Source organism: Streptomyces sp. NBRC 109706 (genome assembly GCF_000974485.1).
Lineage (GTDB): Bacteria > Actinomycetota > Actinomycetes > Streptomycetales > Streptomycetaceae > Streptomyces.
On sequence record NZ_BBOM01000009.1, the window covers coordinates 102,951 to 121,291 of the forward strand.

At 70.7% G+C, this 18,341-nt stretch carries 16 protein-coding genes; 11 read left to right on the forward strand and 5 right to left on the reverse strand.

Annotated elements, in window-relative coordinates; genetic code table 11:
• The first annotated feature begins 82 nt into the window (after positions 1–82).
• Positions 83–970, forward strand: a complete 888-nt coding sequence (locus AOM46_RS20035; protein WP_067226458.1) for a LysR family transcriptional regulator — start codon at positions 83–85, stop codon at positions 968–970.
• Positions 971–1,125: 155 nt separating this feature from the next.
• On the opposite strand, the gene AOM46_RS20040 is transcribed toward AOM46_RS20035, so the two are convergent.
• The 3 genes from AOM46_RS20040 to AOM46_RS32330 form a co-directional block, all read right to left on the reverse strand.
• The gene (locus tag AOM46_RS20040) at positions 1,126–1,497 is read right to left on the reverse strand and encodes a hypothetical protein (protein WP_062213971.1); all 372 of its coding nucleotides are present in this window, start codon (positions 1,495–1,497) and stop codon (positions 1,126–1,128) included.
• Between the two features lie 94 nt (positions 1,498–1,591).
• On the reverse strand, positions 1,592–2,185 hold the full coding sequence (locus tag AOM46_RS20045) for a TOPRIM nucleotidyl transferase/hydrolase domain-containing protein (RefSeq protein WP_062213972.1): 594 nt from the start codon (positions 2,183–2,185) through the stop codon (positions 1,592–1,594).
• On the reverse strand, positions 2,182–2,406 hold the full coding sequence (locus AOM46_RS32330; RefSeq protein ID WP_078857018.1) for a DUF397 domain-containing protein: 225 nt from the start codon (positions 2,404–2,406) through the stop codon (positions 2,182–2,184). Before AOM46_RS32330 ends, AOM46_RS20045 begins: the two co-directional genes overlap by 4 nt.
• A 240-nt stretch (positions 2,407–2,646) precedes the next feature.
• On the opposite strand from AOM46_RS32330, the gene AOM46_RS20050 reads away from it, so the two are divergent.
• Entirely contained in the window at positions 2,647–3,603 is a 957-nt protein-coding gene (locus AOM46_RS20050; protein WP_078857019.1) for a GlxA family transcriptional regulator, read from the forward strand.
• Between the two features lie 98 nt (positions 3,604–3,701).
• Positions 3,702–4,700 carry a type I glyceraldehyde-3-phosphate dehydrogenase gene (gene gap / locus AOM46_RS20055; protein WP_062213974.1) on the forward strand — a complete coding sequence of 333 codons (999 nt, stop codon included), beginning with the start codon at positions 3,702–3,704 and terminating at the stop codon, positions 4,698–4,700.
• A 23-nt stretch (positions 4,701–4,723) separates the two neighbouring features.
• Here the strand turns inward: gap and AOM46_RS20060 are convergent, their stop codons facing one another.
• The gene (locus AOM46_RS20060; protein ID WP_062213975.1) at positions 4,724–5,638 is read right to left on the reverse strand and encodes a LysR family transcriptional regulator; all 915 of its coding nucleotides are present in this window, start codon (positions 5,636–5,638) and stop codon (positions 4,724–4,726) included.
• 684 nt (positions 5,639–6,322) lie between these two features.
• Here AOM46_RS20060 and ssuE point away from each other — a divergent pair.
• Genes ssuE through AOM46_RS20100 form a run of 8 tightly spaced genes read left to right on the forward strand, consistent with a single transcriptional unit; the run spans position 6,323 to position 15,945 of the window.
• A complete protein-coding gene (ssuE, locus tag AOM46_RS20065) occupies positions 6,323–6,892 on the forward strand; it encodes an NADPH-dependent FMN reductase (RefSeq protein ID WP_062213976.1) in 570 nt (189 codons plus the stop codon).
• The gene (locus tag AOM46_RS20070) at positions 6,889–8,076 is read left to right on the forward strand and encodes an SfnB family sulfur acquisition oxidoreductase (RefSeq protein WP_062213977.1); all 1,188 of its coding nucleotides are present in this window, start codon (positions 6,889–6,891) and stop codon (positions 8,074–8,076) included. Before ssuE ends, AOM46_RS20070 begins: the two co-directional genes overlap by 4 nt.
• Positions 8,077–8,135: 59 nt before the next feature.
• Complete coding sequence (locus AOM46_RS20075; RefSeq protein ID WP_062213978.1) at positions 8,136–9,296, forward strand: LLM class flavin-dependent oxidoreductase; 1,161 nt, start codon at positions 8,136–8,138, stop codon at positions 9,294–9,296.
• Positions 9,293–10,930 carry an ABC transporter substrate-binding protein gene (locus AOM46_RS20080; RefSeq protein WP_062214364.1) on the forward strand — a complete coding sequence of 546 codons (1,638 nt, stop codon included), beginning with the start codon at positions 9,293–9,295 and terminating at the stop codon, positions 10,928–10,930. The genes AOM46_RS20075 and AOM46_RS20080 overlap by 4 nt, the downstream gene beginning before the upstream one ends.
• Complete coding sequence (locus tag AOM46_RS20085) at positions 10,927–11,958, forward strand: ABC transporter permease (protein ID WP_234313879.1); 1,032 nt, start codon at positions 10,927–10,929, stop codon at positions 11,956–11,958. Before AOM46_RS20080 ends, AOM46_RS20085 begins: the two co-directional genes overlap by 4 nt.
• On the forward strand, positions 11,955–12,842 hold the full coding sequence (locus tag AOM46_RS20090) for an ABC transporter permease (protein WP_078857020.1): 888 nt from the start codon (positions 11,955–11,957) through the stop codon (positions 12,840–12,842). Before AOM46_RS20085 ends, AOM46_RS20090 begins: the two co-directional genes overlap by 4 nt.
• Positions 12,839–14,527 (forward strand): ABC transporter ATP-binding protein, encoded by a 1,689-nt coding sequence (locus tag AOM46_RS20095; protein ID WP_234313880.1) that lies wholly within the window; start codon positions 12,839–12,841, stop codon positions 14,525–14,527. Before AOM46_RS20090 ends, AOM46_RS20095 begins: the two co-directional genes overlap by 4 nt.
• Positions 14,524–15,945: an LLM class flavin-dependent oxidoreductase gene (locus AOM46_RS20100; RefSeq protein ID WP_062213979.1), complete on the forward strand. Its 1,422-nt coding sequence runs from the start codon at positions 14,524–14,526 to the stop codon at positions 15,943–15,945. Before AOM46_RS20095 ends, AOM46_RS20100 begins: the two co-directional genes overlap by 4 nt.
• 174 nt (positions 15,946–16,119) lie before the next feature.
• Here the strand turns inward: AOM46_RS20100 and AOM46_RS20105 are convergent, their stop codons facing one another.
• Complete coding sequence (locus tag AOM46_RS20105) at positions 16,120–18,081, reverse strand: glycosyl hydrolase family 28-related protein (RefSeq protein ID WP_078857021.1); 1,962 nt, start codon at positions 18,079–18,081, stop codon at positions 16,120–16,122.
• Positions 18,082–18,341: the final 260 nt, after the last annotated feature.

Consider the following 18,341-nt stretch of genomic DNA (forward strand, 5'->3'; position numbering starts at 1 on the left):
AACGGTGAAGGTGGCCGTTACGGTAGAGCCGGCAGTTATGCCCGTCCAAGCCCCGTTCGGCATCATCCGATACTGTGCCGGCATGGATATATCCCTCCAGCAGCTACGCGGTTTTGTGGCCGTGGCCGAGGAACAGCACTTCGGCCGCGCCGCCGCGCGGCTCAACATGACCCAGCCGCCGCTCTCCCGCCAGATCCAGGCGATCGAACGCGAGCTTGATGTGCTGCTCTTCGAACGGGTGGGCCGAGGCGTGCGGATCACCCCCGCCGGTGAAACCCTGCTCACCTACTGCCACCGGGTGCTCGCCCTGCTGGAGGCAGGACCCGCCGCCGCCCGCCGCGCCGCCGACGACCACCCCAGCACCCTGCGCCTGGGCTTCACCGCCATCGGCGCCTATGCCGTACTGGCCGAAACCCTTGCCCTGGTGAACCGTCAACTACCGGACGCCGCCGTTGAGTTGGCCGAGATGGTCAGCCAGGACCAGTTCACCGCACTGGGCGAACTCCGGATCGACCTGGGCCTGGTCCGCCCGCCCATCCCCGAGCCCTACGCCTCGGTGCTGGTGCACTCCGAGGAGCTGCTGCTCGCGCTCCCCGCCGACCACCCCCAGGCCGACGGCGACACCCCGATCGGCCTGGCCGACGTCACCGACGACTACATCGGCTACACCCCCGAAGGCTCCCAGTACCTCCACGACATCTGCGCCGCGATGATCGGCGTGGACCGCTACGCCGTCAGCCAGCTGACCTCACAGGTCCCCACCATGCTCGCGCTGGTCAGGGCCGGCCTCGGCTGCGCGCTGGTCCCCCGTTCGATCACCACCATGTCCGTCCAGGGCGTCCGCTACCGCGATCTGATCCCGGCCGACACCCACTCCGTCACCCTCCACGCCTGCTGGAACCCGGACAACCCCAACCCCGCCCTCGCCCCCCTCACCGAGGCCCTGCTCGCCGGCCCCGAGGCACGCTGAACGCCCGTTACGCGACCGGGAGTTGGGCCGTGGGACCTGGCGCCGGGCAAGGGGGAACCGATGGGAACGGCACCCTCCTGGCCACCGGCAGCGATGACCATGTCGTCCGGCTGTGGCAGAGCGCTTGAGCGCACCCGGCCGCCGCCGCCCGGCGGTCAGAGGCCGGTGTCCACCCCGGCGACTTCCTCGTCGGGGCAGCTGATGTTGGTCTTGAAGTCCGGCCAGGCGGCCTCGCAGATGACCCGGGTCAGTTCCTCGTCCCGGTAGACCGTGATGGTGACATCCGTCGACGCGTCAAGGCCGGCCGCGTAGTTGCCGATGGCCGCCATGGCATGCGGAGGACCGGCGTCATCCATGAGGAGGGCGACCCGTCCGGCGTCCAACTCCTCCTCGGCCACGGAGTATCGCAGCACCTCCCGGCTCTCCGCACTGCCGCCGCCACCGTCGTCGTCACCGCCGCAGGAGGCCAGTGCGAGGACGAGCCCCAGGGCGGTCAGGGCAGCGAGGGCGCTCCGCTTCGAAGTCAACCGACCAGGATGACAACCGACCGATCGTCACCACTATGCGCTCAGCGCCAAGTGTCGACGGATCAGCGCCAACACGTCGCCCGTCGGGGCCGCGTCAGAGCGCGGCGAAGAGATCGTCCAGCGGGGCGGGGGTGCGGTCGAGGTCGAGGGCGTCGACGAGGACCCGGCCGTAGTGGATCTTGCGGCCCTTCTTGGTGCCGAAGAAGCGGCGCAACTGCTGCTGCGCGGTGCGGTCCCGCTGCGCCGGCTGGTGCAGAAACGTCTGCAGCGCGCGGGCGTCGCCCTCCGCGCGCACCAGCTCCGTAACCCGCGCGGTCCCCAACGCGCGGATCAGCTCGTCCTCCAGGTCGGCCGCACAGACAAAGAACGGCTCCGACTTCAACGCACGTGCGTAGAAAGGCTGTTCACGTTCGTCGCAGAGCCCGACCAGACGTAGCCCGAGGCCGCCGGGCCCCAGCAGCTGGGCGAACCGGCCGACGCTCATGGCTCCGCCCATCGCCAGCACACAGACCCCCTCGGCCGCCAGATCCCGCCCCCGCCGCGCGGCCAACGCCTCAACGGCCGCGACATCGCTGGGCCCTTCCAACAACACGACCACCCTGACGGACAGCCGCGCCGCCAACTCCCCAGCGGGACCGGCGTGCCCGCCTGCCGCCCACCCGGTGACCGCTTCCCGGAACTCCCTCACGCGAGGACCGGTTCAGCAGAGAGTCGAGAGACAAGCCGACCAACTGCCAGCGGCGAAAACGACAGCCGGCCCGCCCCCTGCTTGCTGTCCCGAACCGGAACGCCGGTGGGATGCCCGTCACACACCTCCAGGCATTCTCCGTTGTTGCCACCGCTGTAGCTGGACGTACGCCAGCCGGCCAGCGCCAACGCGTCGGGCACGGGGGGCAGTTCAGTGTTCATGGTGTTCCTCAGCAATGGCCCGGGTGAAAACTAGGGACTCGCGTAAGGACAGCGCGTCGCTCAATGCCACATCGTAGGCCGTGCGGCACTTGGCCAACTCGGCGTCGGGTGGAGATCTGCTGAACGACCATGACTGGTTCTCCTCGCTGAACTACCGCCGGTTCCCGCGGTCGGCGTAACGTTCGCGGCGGCGCTCGGTGACCGGGTCGGCACGGTGCGGAAGCACCGTAACCTCTTTCCGTGTCCGTATCTCGCCCGCATCGTGTCGCCGTCCTTGTGTTGGAGGGGGCGAAGCCGCTCGATGTCGGGATTCCCGCTCAGGTGTTCACGACCCGCGCCAGCATGCCGTACCAGGTGCGGGTGTGTGGGGCGACGCCCGGTCTCGTGACCGGGGGTGACGGCCTCGCGTACCACGTCGAGCACGGTCTCGACGCCCTGGCCTGGGCCGATATCGTCTTCGTTCCCGGCTACCGGTTTCCGGACCGGGACGATCCGCCGCAGGCCGTACTCGACGCGCTGATCGGCGCCCATCGGCGGGGGGCGCGGCTGGCCGCGATCTCGACGGGGGCGTTCGCGCTCGCCGCCACCGGCCTGCTCGACGGGCGGCGCGCCACCACGCACTGGCACTACACACGGGCCCTGATGGCCAGGCATCCACTCGTCCGGGTCGACGAGAACGTGCTGTTCGTCGACGAGGGCAGCGTGCTCACCTCGGCCGGTGCCGCGTCCGGTATCGATCTGTGTCTGCACATCCTGCGCGGCGACCTCGGGGTGGCCGCGTCCAACCACGCGGCGCGGCGGCTGGTCGCGGCCCCCTACCGCAGCGGCGGCCAGGCCCAGTACGTTCCGCGCAGCGTGCCCGAGCCGCTGGGCGAGCGGTTCGCGGCGACCCGCGAGTGGGCTCTGCACCGGCTCGGGGAGCCCCTGACCCTCGACACGCTGGCGCGGCAGGCGGGGGTCTCGCCACGCACGTTCTCCCGGCGCTTTGTCGAGGAGACCGGCTACACGCCCATGCAGTGGGTGATGCGGGCCCGTGTCGACATGGCCCGTGAGCTGCTGGAACGCTCGCAGCTGAGCGTCGAGCAGATCGCCGTCGACGTCGGGCTCGGGACCGGCGCGAATCTGCGTCTGCACTTCCAGCGCATCCTCGGCACCACGCCCAGCGAGTACCGGCGCACCTTCACCCGGGGCGAGTAGCCGTCCCTGGCGTGATCCTTTTGAACCGTGGCGATCCCGCCACTGTCAGCGACGCCCGGCAGGGGCGAGCCTGGGGTGGAAGGGAAGGGACACCAATCATGACTCGTATCGCCATCAACGGATTCGGCCGCATCGGACGCAATGTGCTGCGCGCGCTGCTGGAGCGCGACAGCGCCCTGGAGATCGTCGCCGTCAACGATCTGACGGAGCCGACCGCTCTTGCCAGGCTGCTCGCCTACGACAGCACGGCCGGTCGGCTCGGGCGGCCGGTGACCGTCGACGGGGACGTCATCGCCGTGGACGGCCGTCGGATCACGGTGCTGGCCGAGCGCGAACCGGCGCGGCTGCCGTGGGCCGAGCTGGGCGTGGACATCGTGCTGGAGGCCACCGGCCGCTTCACCTCGGCCGAGGCCGCGCGGGCCCATCTCGCCGCGGGCGCGCGGAAGGTTCTGGTCAGCGCGCCGTCGGACGGCGCGGATGTGACGCTCGCGTTCGGGGTCAACACCGACGCCTACGATCCGGCCGCGCACACCATCGTCTCCAACGCCTCCTGCACCACCAACGCGCTGGCGCCGCTGGCCGCCGTCCTCGACGAACTCGCCGATATCGAGCACGGGTTCATGACCACGGTGCACGCCTACACGCAGGAGCAGAACCTGCAGGACGGTCCGCACCGCGACCCTCGTCGGGCCAGGGCCGCCGGCGTCAATATCGTGCCGACCACGACGGGCGCCGCCAAGGCGATCGGCCGGGTGCTGCCGAACCTCGACGGGAAGCTGTCGGGCGATTCGATCCGCGTCCCGGTGCCGGTGGGCTCGATCGTCGAACTGAACACGACGGTGGCCCGCGAGGTGACGCGCGACGAGGTGCTGGCCGCCTACCGCACGGCCGCCGCCGGGCCGCTCGCCGGCGTCCTGGAGTACTCGGACGATCCGCTCGTGTCGTCCGACATCACGGGCAACCCCGCGTCGGCGATCTTCGACTCCGCCCTCACCCGCGTCGACGGCCGCCGTATCAAGGTGGTCGCCTGGTACGACAACGAATGGGGCTTCTCCCACCGGGTGATCGACACGCTCGAACTACTCGCCACCACCTGACCGAACACGGCCGCGGCCCGCGCTCAGCCAGCCCGCTTCGCCCGGACCTCTTCGGCCCGTCGTACCAGGAGGCCGTGGAGGTCGCGGGCCGCTCGGGGGACCAGTCCTGGTTGGCGGCGTTGGAGGACGAGGAGGACTTCGGGGGTGTCGGCGGCGAGCGGGCGCCAGGTGATCGCGCCATGGCGTTCCAGCGGGTCGCCGCGCACGCTGAAGTCGGGGAGGACGGTGGCGCCCAGGCCCTCGGCGACCATCAGCTTGCCCATCTCCGCGCCGTCCGTCGAGTAGGAGAACGACGGGGAGCGGCCGCCGAGCAGGCGGTGGACATATCGGTGCATCACATAGCCGGCGCGCATCACGATCAGCGGCTCGGTGAGCAGGTCGGCGGCCGTTATCCGGTCCAGACGGGCCAGTTCGCTGTCCGGGCGGACGCAGACCACCGGGCGGCCCCGGAGGAGTTCGACGGTCTCGAAGGACGGCGGCGGATCGTCGCCCGCCAGCTGGTTGACCAGGCCGAGATCGAAGCCACCCTCCAGCAACCCCCGGTGGATCTCGTCCTGTTGGGCGCCGACCACCTCGACCTGGGTGGTGGGGTGGCTCGCGCGGAACTCGCGGACGGTGGGGATGAGCAGCGGCACCGTCGCGGTGTTGACGGTGCCGAGGCGGACCATGCCGCCGGCGCGCTGCTCGTCGCCGGCCGCGCGCCGCAGCCGGTCGACCGCCTCGATCACCTCGATGATGTGGGGCAGCAGCTCCCGGCCCTCGTCGCTGATGGTGGCGCCGGAGCGTTTGCGCTCCAACAGGTCGAGGCCCAGCTCGCGTTCGAGGTTGCGCACGCTTTCGCTCAGCGCCGGTTGGGAGAGGTGCAGTTCCTCGGCGGCCCGGCGGAGCGAACCAAGACGGGTGACTGCCGCGATGTACTCAAGCTGTTCGGTCCGCACCCAGGAAGAATGCCCGGCGGCGGCGTTCGGTGCAAGGGTTCCCCTATCACGCCCTCGTGGATGCCGTCTCGCTTTTCCCAAGCCCCAGCGGGTAATCTCGTAAGTGCGGCCACGATATTTACCAAGTGCCGCACCAGGTCCGGGATGTGAGACACATCAGGACTTCTCTTGACCGGCTGTGACATCTCCTGGTTGGATCGGTGAAATGAAGCGACAGGACCTCACGCGGCGACGCCACGTCGACCTCGCGCGCGTTTCCAGCTCCGCCTGTTGCTGTTAGTCACCGCCGGATCCACCGCCGCCGCGCCCTTGGGGCCCCGGCCCGTCACTCCCGGTGACCCCCGCTCTCCTCGGCCGAATGCCGCGCACCGCCGCCGCGACCGTTGACCGCTGAACGTTGAACGCTGCACGGCAAAGGCAGTTCGTCCGATTTCCCTGGGATATTCGATCCCGCGCCGCTCCCCTGTTTCGGCATTCCCGAAAACCGGTGTTCCAGAAACGGGTGGAGAACTTCGTCACGCGCGTACCTCCCTTCCCTCTCTTCCCCTCTCTCCCCCCTCTTCCCTTTTCCCTCTTCTCTCTCGTCGGTCGACCTGCCGGCGGGTGGCCTTTCGACGCCATTCGCGCCGGACCCCGTCGTCCGCCGTACTCCCCACCCCGCTCACCGGACCCGAAAGGACCGTCATGTCAACGGTGTTGTCCGTCTCCGGAAGCCCCTCACCGACCTCCCGCACCGGGCGGCTGCTGCGTCATCTGGACGCGCGGCTCACCGCCAGGGGACACCGGGTGATACCCCTGGACGTCCGCACCATCCCGGCCGACGCGCTGCTGGGCGCCGACTTCCGGCATCCGGCGATCGTCGAGGCCACCGAACTGTTCGCGCGGGCGGACGGCGTGGTGGTCGGCACCCCCGTCTACAAGGCGGCCTACTCGGGGCTGTTGAAGTCCCTGCTCGACCTGCTGCCGCAGTACGCGCTCACCGACAAGGCGGTGCTGCCGCTGGCCACCGGCGGCACCACGGCGCATGTGCTGGCCATCGACTACGCCCTGCGCCCGGTGCTCAGCTCGATGGGCGCCTCCCATATCCTGCCGGGCTGGTTCACCCTGGACAAGGACATCACGGTCACCGAGGACGGGACGGTGTCCGTCGCCGATGCCTCGGCCGAGGCGCTGGCCCAGGTCGTCGACGCGTTCTCCACCGCGCTGCACCAGCGGGCCGCCGCGTCGACGACGGTGCTGGCGGCGGCCGGATGAGCGCCGCCCGGGTGATCGCGGACGACGCGGAGGCGCTGGCGGTCGCCGCCGAGCTGGCCGCCGAGTTCCGCAAGGGGGCGGCCCGCCGGGACGCCGAACGGGAGCTGCCGCGCGCCGAGTTGGACCGGCTGTCGGCGTCCGGACTGCTGGCCGTCACGGTGCCGGCCGCGCAGGGCGGCGCCGATGTCCGTCAGGAGACCCTGGCGGAGATCGTACGGCTGCTGGCCTCGGCGGATGGCAGCCTGGCGCAGATTCCGCAGAGCCACTTCGTGTACCTCAATGTGCTGCGGGCCCAGGGCACCGAGGCCCAGCAGGCGTTCTTCTTCGGCGAGGTGCTGGCGGGTCGGCGGCTGGGCAACGCGCAGTCGGAGGCGGGCACCAGACACGTCCAGGACATCCGCACCCGGCTGGTGGAACAGCCCGACGGATCCTGGGAGTTGACCGGTCTCAAGCACTATGCCACCGGTGCGCTCTTCGCCGACTGGATCCCCGTGCTGGCCAGGGGCGCGGACGACGCGCTGCAGGTGGCCTATGTGCCGCGCGACGCCCCCGGGTTGACCGTGGTGGACGACTGGGACGGGCTTGGCCAGCGCACCACCGCCAGCGGCAGCGTCCGGCTGGACGGGGTACGGGTGCCGGCGGATCGGATCGTGCCGCACCATCTGACCTTCACCGGGCCCCAACTGCACGGCGCGGTCGCCCAGTTGCTGCATGCCGCGATCGACGCCGGGCTCGCGGCCGGGGCACTGGCCGAGGCGGTGGAGTTCGTCCGCACCAAGAGCCGGCCGTGGTTCGAGAGCGGCTTCGAGGCGGCGAGCGACGATCCCCTGCTGATCCAGCGGTTCGGCGAGTTGGCGATCGAGGTGCGCTCCGCCGAGGCGCTGCTGGTGGAGGCGGCGCGCGCGGTGGACCGGGCCCGCGTCGACCTGACGGACGAGACGGCGGGCGCCGCCTCGATCGCGGTGGCGGCAGCGAAGGTGGTCACCGGGCGGGCCGCCGTCGAGGTGGGCGGCGCGCTCTTCGAAGTGGCCGGCACCCGTTCGGCGTTGGCGAGTCTCAATCTGCACCGGCACTGGCGGGACGCCCGCACCCACACCCTGCACGATCCGGCGCGCTGGAAGGTGCAGCACATCGGCCGTCAGCTGCTCAACGGCACCCCGCCGCCTCGTCACGGGCTGCTCTGAGCCTCGCGCCATGCCCTGGCGCTCATCGACCGTGCATGTGTTTCAAGGAGTAACCCCCCATGAGTCTGACCTTTCACTGGTTCCTGCCCACCAACGGCGACAGCCGCCATGTGGTCGGCGGCGGCCATGGCACGCCGGCGACCAGCGCCGGCGGTGACCGACCACCGACCGTCGGATATCTGACGCAGATCGCCCGCGCCGCCGAACAGGTGGGCTTTGTCGCCGCGTTGACGCCCACCGGGGCCTGGTGCGAGGACGCCTGGCTGACCACCGCGATGATCAGCCAGCAGACCGAGCATCTGAAGTTTCTGGTGGCCTTCCGGCCCGGCTTCGTCTCGCCGACGCTGGCCGCCCAGATGGCCTCCACCTATCAGAGGCAGACCGAGGGGCGGCTGCTGCTGAACGTGGTCACCGGCGGGGAGAGCCATGAGCAGCGGGCCTATGGCGACCGACTGGACAAGGATGCCCGCTATGCGCGCACCGACGAGTTCCTGAGCATTGTCCGTGCCCTGTGGGAGGGCAGGACGGTCGACCACCGGGGCGCGCATCTCCAGGTGGAGCAGGCCGTGCTGCACCGCTTGCCGGACCCGATACCCGAGGTGTACTTCGGCGGCTCGTCCCAGGCCGCCGGGCCGGTGGCGGCGCGGCACTCGGATGTCTATCTCACCTGGGGCGAACCCCCCGCCCAGGTCGCCGAGAAGATCGGCTGGATCCGTCGGCTCGCCGAGGCGGAGGGCCGCACCGTCCGCTTCGGGATCCGGCTGCATGTGATCACCCGCGACACCTCGGCGAGCGCCTGGGCCGAGGCCCAGCGGCTGCTGGCCGGCTTCGACGCGGACACCGTCCGGGCCGTCCAACAGGGCCTGGGCAAGAGCGAGTCGGAGGGACAGAAGCGGATGCTGGCCCTGCACGGCGGGACCAGGGACAGCCTGGAGATCCACCCCGGCCTGTGGGCCGGCATCGGCCTGGTGCGCGGCGGCGCCGGCACCGCGCTGGTGGGCAGCCATGCGGAGGTCGCCGCGCTGATCAAGGAGTACCGGGCCGTCGGCATCGAGGAGTTCGTGCTCTCCGGCTACCCGCATCTGGAGGAGGCGTACTGGTTCGGCGAGGGCGTGCTGCCGCTGCTGGCCGCCGAGGGGCTGTGGAGCCACCCCAGGGCCGCCGCCGGTTCCGCGCCGACCACCGTCACCCCGTTCACCTCGCCCGCCGCCGCGTCATGAGCGACCGTTCCACCATCCGCCGAGGAGGGCTGCTGGCCGGCGCGCTGCTGTTGGTCGGCACGCTGACCGCCTGCGGCGTCGACGAGGTGCCGACCGGCGAGGGCAGCCGCGTCGCCGGCGGCACCATCGTCTACGGGCACGACCAGGAGCCGCCCTGCCTCTACGGCGGCTGGATCCAACAGGCTTATCTGTCCCGGCAGTTCCTGGACTCGCTGGTCTCACAGGCCGACGACGGGGAGATCGTGCCCTGGCTGGCGACCGCCTGGGAGGTCTCCGAGGACCAGCTGACCTGGACGTTCGCGCTGCGGGAAGGGGTGCGGTTCAGCGACGGCACCCCGCTGGACGCGCAGGCGGTCAGCCGGAACTTCGAGTTCTGGCTCGACGAGCAGGGCAACGGCACGGTCGGGGCCTATCTGGCGGACTACTACGCGTCCAGCCGGGCCGTCGACCCCACCACCTTCGAGCTGTCGCTCTCCCAGCCCTACGCACCGCTGCTCTCCGCGCTCTCCCAGGCATACTTCGGCATCCAGTCGCCCACCGCGCTGGCCAGGGGCCCGGAGGCCAACTGCGAACAGCCGGTCGGCAGCGGCCCGTTCGTGGTGGAGGAGTGGCGACGCGGGGACGGCGTCACCTTCACCAGGAACCCGGACTACCAGTGGGCGCCGGCCAACGCCCGGCATCAGGGCCCGGCCCATGTGGAGCGGCTGGTCTGGAAGTTCCTGCACGATCCGGTGGCCCGCTACGGCTCGCTGACCAGCGGGGAGACCGATGTCATCTATGACGTGCCGACCCCGGAGTGGTCCCGTGCCCAGGAACTGTTCCAGGTCGAGCAGTACATCACCCCGGGACGCCCGGTATCGCTGGCACTGAACACGGTGAAGGGCCCGTTCACCGACCTCCGGGTACGCCAGGCGTTCGCCCACGCCGGCGATCGGGAGGGCTCGGTGCGCAGCGCCTTCAACGGGGTGATCCCGTTCGAGGGCAACGGCTCCGTCAGTCAGTCGACCCCCGGCTACGACCCGGACGCCGCAGACGACTACCCCTACGATCCCGAGCGCGCCAACGCCCTTCTGGACGAAGCCGGTTGGACCGAGTTCAACGAGGACGGCCATCGCGTCAGGGACGGCGAGGAGCTGAAGATCAGGCTGGTCTACGGGGCCGGCTACGTCTTCACCCCCGAAGGAGCCACCATGTTGCAGAACCTCCAGGCCCAGGTGAAGGAGGTGGGCTTCCATGTCGAGCTGGTCCCGGCGACCCAGGCGGAGATCCTGTCCGGCACCTATGCGGGCCCGGACGCCTATGACGCCTACCCCTCCTACTGGACCAGCCCCACCGCCGGCATCCTCTACATCACCTTCCGGCAGAACCTGCCCGACAAGCCCAACAGGTCGAACACGCAGTTCTACAACAACCCGGAGCTGGAGGAGCTGATCCTCCGGGCCAACTCGGCGACCACCCGCGCCGAGGCCGACGAACTCTACGGCGCCGCCCAGCAGTTGATCTCCGACGAGGCCGCGACGCTGGGCCTGTACACCCAGACCACTTCGCTGGCCGTGGCCCGCGACCTCAAGGACGTGTGGATCGAGGACTCGCAGGGCGAGCCCGTCTTCCACGACGCCTACTTCGTCCGGTGAGCGCCGTCCTGCGGCCCGCGGAGGCCGCCCACGCCCCGGAAACCCCATCAGCCCCACCGGGCGCTCCCGCACCACAGCGCCCCGCCGGCCGCCGGATCGGCCGGATCGCCACCACCGCGCTCTCCGCGCTGGGCGTGCTCTGGGCGGCCGCGACCGTCACCTTCCTCGCCCAGGTGCTGATGCCGGGCGACCGGGCGACGCTGCTGCTGAACCTCAGCACCGGGCAGACCATCGAGCGCACCCCCGAGGAACTGGCGCCCATCAACGAGCGGTTCGGCTTCGACGAGCCGCTGCCCGCCCAGTACCTGGACTATCTGCGCGGCCTGGTCGGCGGCGATCTGGGCACCTCCTACCAGCAGTTGAAGCCGGTGACCGAGGTCATCTCCGACCAGCTGGCGCCCACCCTGCTGCTGACCTGCGGCGCGCTGCTGGTGGCCTGGCTGCTCGCGCTCGGCCTGATCCTGTTGACCGCACGACGCGGCCGGGTGCGCTCCGCGCTCGGCTCGGGCTTCGAGGCGCTGACGGCCAGCCTGCCGCACTACTGGCTGGGCGTGATCCTGCTGGTGGTCTTCGCCGTCGAGCTGCGCTGGTTCCCGGTGGTCGGCGGCTCGGGCCCGGCGGCCCTGGCGCTGCCGGTGCTGACGCTGGCCGTCCCGCTGGCCGGCTTCCTCGGCCAGGTGACCAGGGACGAGTTCGAACGCACCCTTGACCAGCCGTTCGTCGTCTCGGCCCGGGCCAGGGGCGTCGGCGATCTGGCGGTGCGGCTGCGCCATGTGCTGCGGCATTCGGTGCTGCCGGCGCTGACCCTCTCCGGCTGGGCGCTCGGCGCGCTGTTCTCCGGCGCGGTCCTGGTGGAACGGGTCTTCTCCCGGCCAGGGCTCGGCCAGGTGCTGCTCAACGCGGTCAACGCCAGGGACGTGCCGGTGGTGACCGGGGTGGTGATGGTGGTCGCCCTGGTCTATGTGGTGGCCAACCTGCTGGTCGACCTCGCCTACACCCTGATCGACCCGAGGATGCGTGACCGATGAGTACCACCCTTTCCGGCCCGTCCGTCCTTTCCGGGCCGGCGCCGGTGACGGAGACAACGCCGGTCCTGACCCGGCTGCGGGCGATCGGCCCGGTGAACGCGCTCTGCCTCGCCGTGGTGCTGTTCTTCGCGGTGGCGGCGCTCTGGCCGAGCCTGCTGGCGCCCGGCGATCCCCTGGCCGTCGATATCCAACGGGCCGCTCAACCGCCCTCCTGGGACCATGTTCTGGGCACGGACCAGTCGGGGCGTGACCTCTATACCCGGATCGTGCACGGTGCCCGTCCCTCGTTGCTGATCGGTCTCGGCGCCACGGCGCTGGGCCTGTCACTCGCCGTGGTGCTGGGCCTGCTGGCCGGGCTCGGTGGCCGGCTAGTGGATCTGGTGATCGGCCGGCTCCTCGAAGTGGCCTTCGCCTTCCCGGTGTTGCTGCTGGCGCTGCTGCTGGTCGCGGTGCGGGGCCCGTCCGTGTCGACGCTGGTGATCGCCGTCGGCGTCGGCTCGGCGCCCGGCTATGCCCGGATGGTTCGGGGCCAGGTGCTGGCGGTGCGGGGCCAGCCCTATGTGGAGGCGGCACACGCGCTGGGACACCGTCCGACACGGGTGGTGGTCCGGCAGGTGCTGCCCAACGCGCTCCGTCCGCTGCTGGCGATGTTCACCCTGGGCGTCGGCCAGTCCATCGTCTGGGCCTCGGGGCTCGCCTTCCTCGGCCTGGGCGTCGCCCCGCCCTCGCCGGAGTGGGGCGCGCTGTTGGAGGGCGGGCGGCTCTATGTGACCACGTCCTGGTGGATCGAGGTGATGCCGGGGCTGGCCATCGTGGCGGTCGCGCTCGCGGTGACCACGCTCGGCCGGGCGGTTCGTAAGCGACTCGAAGGAGCACAGGCGTGAGCAGCACCGCGACCCGGGCGGCCGACCACCCCCGGGAGAGCGCCGAGACGGCGAAGGACCCGCTGGTCAGGGTCAGAAATCTGCGGATCGGCTTCGACCGCGCCGGCACCGTCACCCCGGTGGTCCGGGGCGTCTCCTTCGACATCCGGCCGGGTCGCTGCCTGGCGATCGTCGGCGAGTCCGGCTCGGGCAAGAGCGTGACGGCCCGCACCCTGGTGGGGCTGACCGGGCCGGGCGCGGTGGTGGAGGCCGACCTGCTGGAGTGGCGGGGCCGGGATCTGCGCGGCCTCTCCGAGCGGCGGTGGCGGGCGATCAGGGGACGGGAGATCGGCTTTGTCCTCCAGGACGCGCTGGTCTCCCTGGACCAACTCCGCACGGTGGGCGCCGAGGTGGCCGAACCACTGCGCACCCACCGGCGCGGGGACCGCCGCTCCCGGCGGGCGCGGGTGCTCGAAGTGCTGGCCGAGGTGGGCGTGCCCGAGCCCGAACTCCGCGCCGCGCAACGCCCCTACGAGCTGTCCGGGGGCCTGCGGCAACGGGCTCTGATCGCCTCGGCGTTGGCGCTCGACCCGGATCTGGTGATCGCCGACGAGCCCACCACAGCGCTCGATGCGACCGTGCAGGCCCAGGTGTTGGACGTGCTGGCGGACACGCTGGCACACGGCAGGGCGCTGGTGCTGATCAGCCATGATCTGGCGGTGGTGGCCCGCCTCGCCGACGAGATCGCGGTGCTCAAGGACGGCGTGATCGTCGAGCAGGGCCCGTCCGACGAGGTACTGCACTCCCCGCAACACCCCTATACCCAGGCGTTGTTGGACGCTATTCCGACCGCGCACACCCGGGGCACCCGGCTCTCGCCCGAGCCGGGGCGCGCCCCGGCGGCCGCGCCGGGGAGGCGTCCGGGGGGCGTGGGCCCGCTGCTGACCGCCGATGAGCTGGTGAAGCGGTATCGCGGCCCGGACGAGCGGGTGCGGACGGTGGTGGACCGGGTCTCGTTCGAGCTGCGGCCGGGCGAGACGCTGGGCATCGTCGGCGAGTCGGGATCGGGCAAGACCACCACGGCCCGGATGGCGCTGGCCCTGCTGGCGCCCGACGAGGGCCGGGTGCTGCTGGACGGCGCGCCCTGGACGGAGACCAGCCGGGCGCGGCGGCGTCCGCTGCGGCATCGCGTCGGCCTGGTCCCGCAGGATCCGCTCAGCTCGTTCGACCCGCGCTGGACGGTCGGCCAGGTGCTGGCCGACGCGGTGGCGACCGATCCCCGTCCGGTGCCGGATGTCCGGGCCCGGAGCGTGGAGTTGCTGGAGCAGGTGGGGCTCGGTGAACGGCATCTGACGGACCGCCCGTTGCGGCTCTCCGGCGGTCAACGTCAACGGGTCGCGATAGCACGGGCGTTGGCGCCGCGCCCGGAGCTGCTGGTCTGTGACGAGCCGGTGTCGGCGCTCGATGTCTCGGTGCAGGCACGGGTGTTGGATCTGTTTGCCGATCTCAAGGCGGAACTCGGCGTCGCCTACCTCTTCATCTCCCACGATCTGGGGGTGATCCACCACGTCAGCGACCGGGTGCTGGTGATGAAGGACGGCCGGGTGGTGGAGGAGGGCCCGGTGGACCGGATCCTCACCGCGCCGAAGGCCCCCTACACCCGTCAACTCCTGGCCGCGCTACCCCGATTGGAGCCCGTGGCATGACCGACCCGACGCGCCGAGGCGGCGATCCCAAGCAGATCGCCTTCAACCTGTTCGAGATGAACTGCGTCGGCCATATCTCGCACGGGCTGTGGACGCATCCGGAGAACAACCGACACCGGTTCAACGAGCTGGACTTCTGGGTGGAGGAGGCCAAGCTGCTGGAGGAGGGCCTGTTCGACGCGGTCTTTCTGGCCGATGTCATCGGCGCCTACGACGGCTACCGCGACGGCCCCGAGACGGCGCTGCGCGAGTCCGTTCAAATACCGTGCAACGACCCGCTGTTGGTGATCCCGGCGATGGCGGCGGCCACCCGCCGTCTGGGGTTCGCCGCGACGTTCTCCACCACCTACGAGCCCCCGTTCGCCTTCGCCCGCCGGGCCAGCACCCTGGACCATCTGACGAACGGGCGCTTCGGCTGGAACGTGGTGACCTCCTATCTGCCCAACGCGGCAAGGAACTTCGGCCTGCCGGACGAGGTCGAGCACGCCACCCGCTACCAGATCGCCGACGAGTACCTGGATGTCCTCTACAAGCTGTGGGAGGGCTCCTGGGACGAGGACGCGGTGCGCCAGGACCGGGAGCGGCATGTCTACACCGATCCCACCCGGGTGCGGCCGATCAACCACGAGGGGCGCTGGTTCCGGGTCGCCGGGCCGCATCTGTCGCAGCCGTCGCCGCAGCGCACCCCGGTGCTCTTCCAGGCCGGCAGTTCCGCGCCCGGGCGGGCGTTCGCGGGGAAGCACGCGGAGGCGATCTTTGTCGCCGGCCGGGACTTCGCCACCGTGCGGGCCAATGTCGCCGATGTCCGCCGGCAGGCGGCGGAGCACGGCCGGGATCCCGGGGACGTCAAGGCGTTCGCCATGGCGGTGGTGATCGTGGGCCGCACCCGGGCGGAGGCGGAGCGCAAGGCCGAGGAGTACGAGCGGTTCTCCCGCGCCGAGGGGTATCTGGCCCACGCCGGTGGCGGCGGCGTCGATCTGGCCGCCTATCCGCCCGAGACGCCGATGTCCGAGGTGCTGGCCGCCGAGAAGGCGGCGGGCCGGGACCGTTCGCTGCGCACCCGGTTCTACGGGATGGACGGCACGGTCGCGGACGCGCTGCGCGAGGTGACCCGTTTCGACCGGCCGCCGTTCTTCGCCATCGGCACCCCGACCGAGGTGGCCGACGCGATCGAGCTGTGGGTGCGGGAGACGGATCTGGACGGTTTCAACCTGCGGCAGTTCCTCACCCCGGGGACCGCCGAGGACTTTGTGGAACTGGTGGTGCCCGAACTGCAGAACCGGGGCCTGTACCGCACCAAGTACGAGGAGGACACGTTGCGCGAGCGGCTGTTCGGCCCCGGCCGGAACCGGCTGCCCGCCAGCCACCCGGGCGCCCGTTACCGGGGCGGCGCGGGCCTGCCGGCGGCGTTCGGCTGATCAGGCTCCTCGGCCGAGCGGGACCTCGGCCGAGCGGGCCCCTCGGCGGGCCGGCTTTCGCAGGGCCGGCGGCCCCGCACCCCGGGCGCTCGGCGCGGGGTGCGGGGCCTTCCTGAACGAGAGCCCTGGCGTGGAACGTTCAGGAGTCCTGCCGGGAACGGTCGGCCGGTCCGGTCACCACACCGGGTCGGGCCAGACGCCGGTGCACTCGGGCGGGTCGGCGAACCAGCCGGAGTTGCCCTCGCCCTGGATGATCTCGAAGCCGGCGCCGACGCAGTTGTGGATCGGGTTCTCCTGCGCGATGCCGGTGGCCACCACGTTGTTGAACGTCATGCTGCCCGGCGACTGGATCTGCAGGGCATAGGTGCCGGTCCTGTCGATGGTGACGTTGTCGAAGGTGATGCCCCGACTGGCGCCCTCGATCAGATGGATCGCGGCATAGGAGCTGTCCAGCACCTCGGTGTCGGCGATCAGGATGTCGGCGCCCTCGATCGGCTCGTTGAGCCCCGCGAACCAGATGGCGCCCACGCCGAACTGCCAGTTGTAGTCGTTGTTCCCGGTTCTGATCAGCGTGTTGCGCTCCGCCGTGATATGGCCGTCGACGGCGGTGCCGTTGCCCGAGTTCACCCCCGGATAGCGGTTGGCGATATGCAGCCCACCACCGTTGGTGATCGATTCTGCCAGCACGTTGTCGGAAAGGGTGATATCCCGACCGCCATAGGTCACGATGTGATTGGCGAGGATCGGCAGGATCACCGTGTTGTGGGTGAACGCGTTGTTCTCGTTGGGGATGTTCTCCGCCCACATCGCCAGCGCGTCGTCCCCGGTGTTGCGGACGAAGGTGTTGGTGACGGTGGAGTTGGTCACCCCCATATGGAAGTTCACGCCATCCGCCGTCTGGTCCAGAATGCGGCTGTTGCGGATCTCGAAGTTGTCCATCGGGCCGGTCATCCAGGCACCGCACTTGGTGTGCTGCAGCCAGACGTTGTCCACCACCGAATCGGACATGGCGCCGCCGATCGCGTTCACCTGGTCCTCGTCGACCCGCTCCTGGATATCGCCGATGATGGCGAAGTCCCGCAGGGTGACATCGCTGCTGCCGCCCTCGTGCGCGTACTTTCCGTACACGCCCACGGCCTTGGTGCGGTCCACCGGGTCCCGGCCGGTGAGCACGCTGTACCAGGGCCCGGCGCCGCGCAGCGTCACCCGGTCCACGATGATGTGGTCGCGCACCTGGAAGGTGCCCTCGGGCAGATAGACCTCACGGCCCTCGGCGGCGCCCGCGTCGACGGCCGCCTGGATCAGGGCCGTCGCGTCCTCGGCGCCGGTCGGGTCGGCTCCGAAGTCGGCCACCACGTCGATGGCGCCGGACGGCCTGGCGATCGGCGCCGCCACCACCTCGAAGTCCGCCAGGTCGATGGTGAAGCTGGGCGAGTCCGCCACCGAGGAGACCTGGAGCCGCACCGTGCTACCGGCCGGCAGCGTCTCGCCGAACAGGGTGCGGGTCTCGTCGTAGAAGTGGTGCGGATTGGTGTCGCTCGGGTTGTTGTTGAACGGGTAACCCCCGTAGTACCAGCCGTACTTGGAGGTCACCGGCAGGCTCTGCGCCGCCTCGCCGTTCAGCAGCAGATCGATCTCGGCATCCCGTCCGGTGCCCTCGGGGCTGTCCGGCAGGGAGTAGCGGAAGGTCATCGCGTTGGCCGGCTCGGTGAGCGTGAACTCCACATACTCGCCGACCGCGTCCAGGGTGACGGCCTGTCGGCCGGACGCCTCGGACGGCAGCGTGCCATAGATGCGGTCGGGGCCGATCAACTCGCCGTCGTAGTCGGCGTTCTCGGCCTCCTGCTCGACGAACGGCACGGTGGCGCCCCGGCCTTCGACATCCAGGGGCGAGACGGCGGGCACCGCCGCCGCCGTGGCGCCGGGCGCGCTCCCCACCGTGGCGACCGCCGCGCCGGCGGCGACCAACAACAGGGAGAGCGCTCCGGAGAGGCCGCCAACACGCGGGCGGCGTCGGGAGGTTGGAGACGGGGACACGGGTCTCTCGGACGTGGAAGTCACAGCCGTCGGGTCCTTGGGTGTGGGGGGGATCGCGGTTGCCGCAGAGACTAGAAGCGATTGCCGCAGAAAGTCCATGAGCTGACGCAAAATCTCTCGTGATTCACGCAAAAACCCGAGTGGACTCCGGGGTGCCGCACCGAGCCGCAGCCCCACCCCGCCCCGCCGAGGCACCCCCGCCCGCCCCCGGGCGCCGGCGGCTCACCCCACCCCCCTTCGCCCCGGCTCACGGGCCCCGTGACCCCATCGCGCCGGCGCTGGTTCCGCGCCTCTGACGCTCCCCTTTTCGAGCGGGAAAACCGATCAGCTCTTCGAATGCGGAAATCAAAAATACGTTC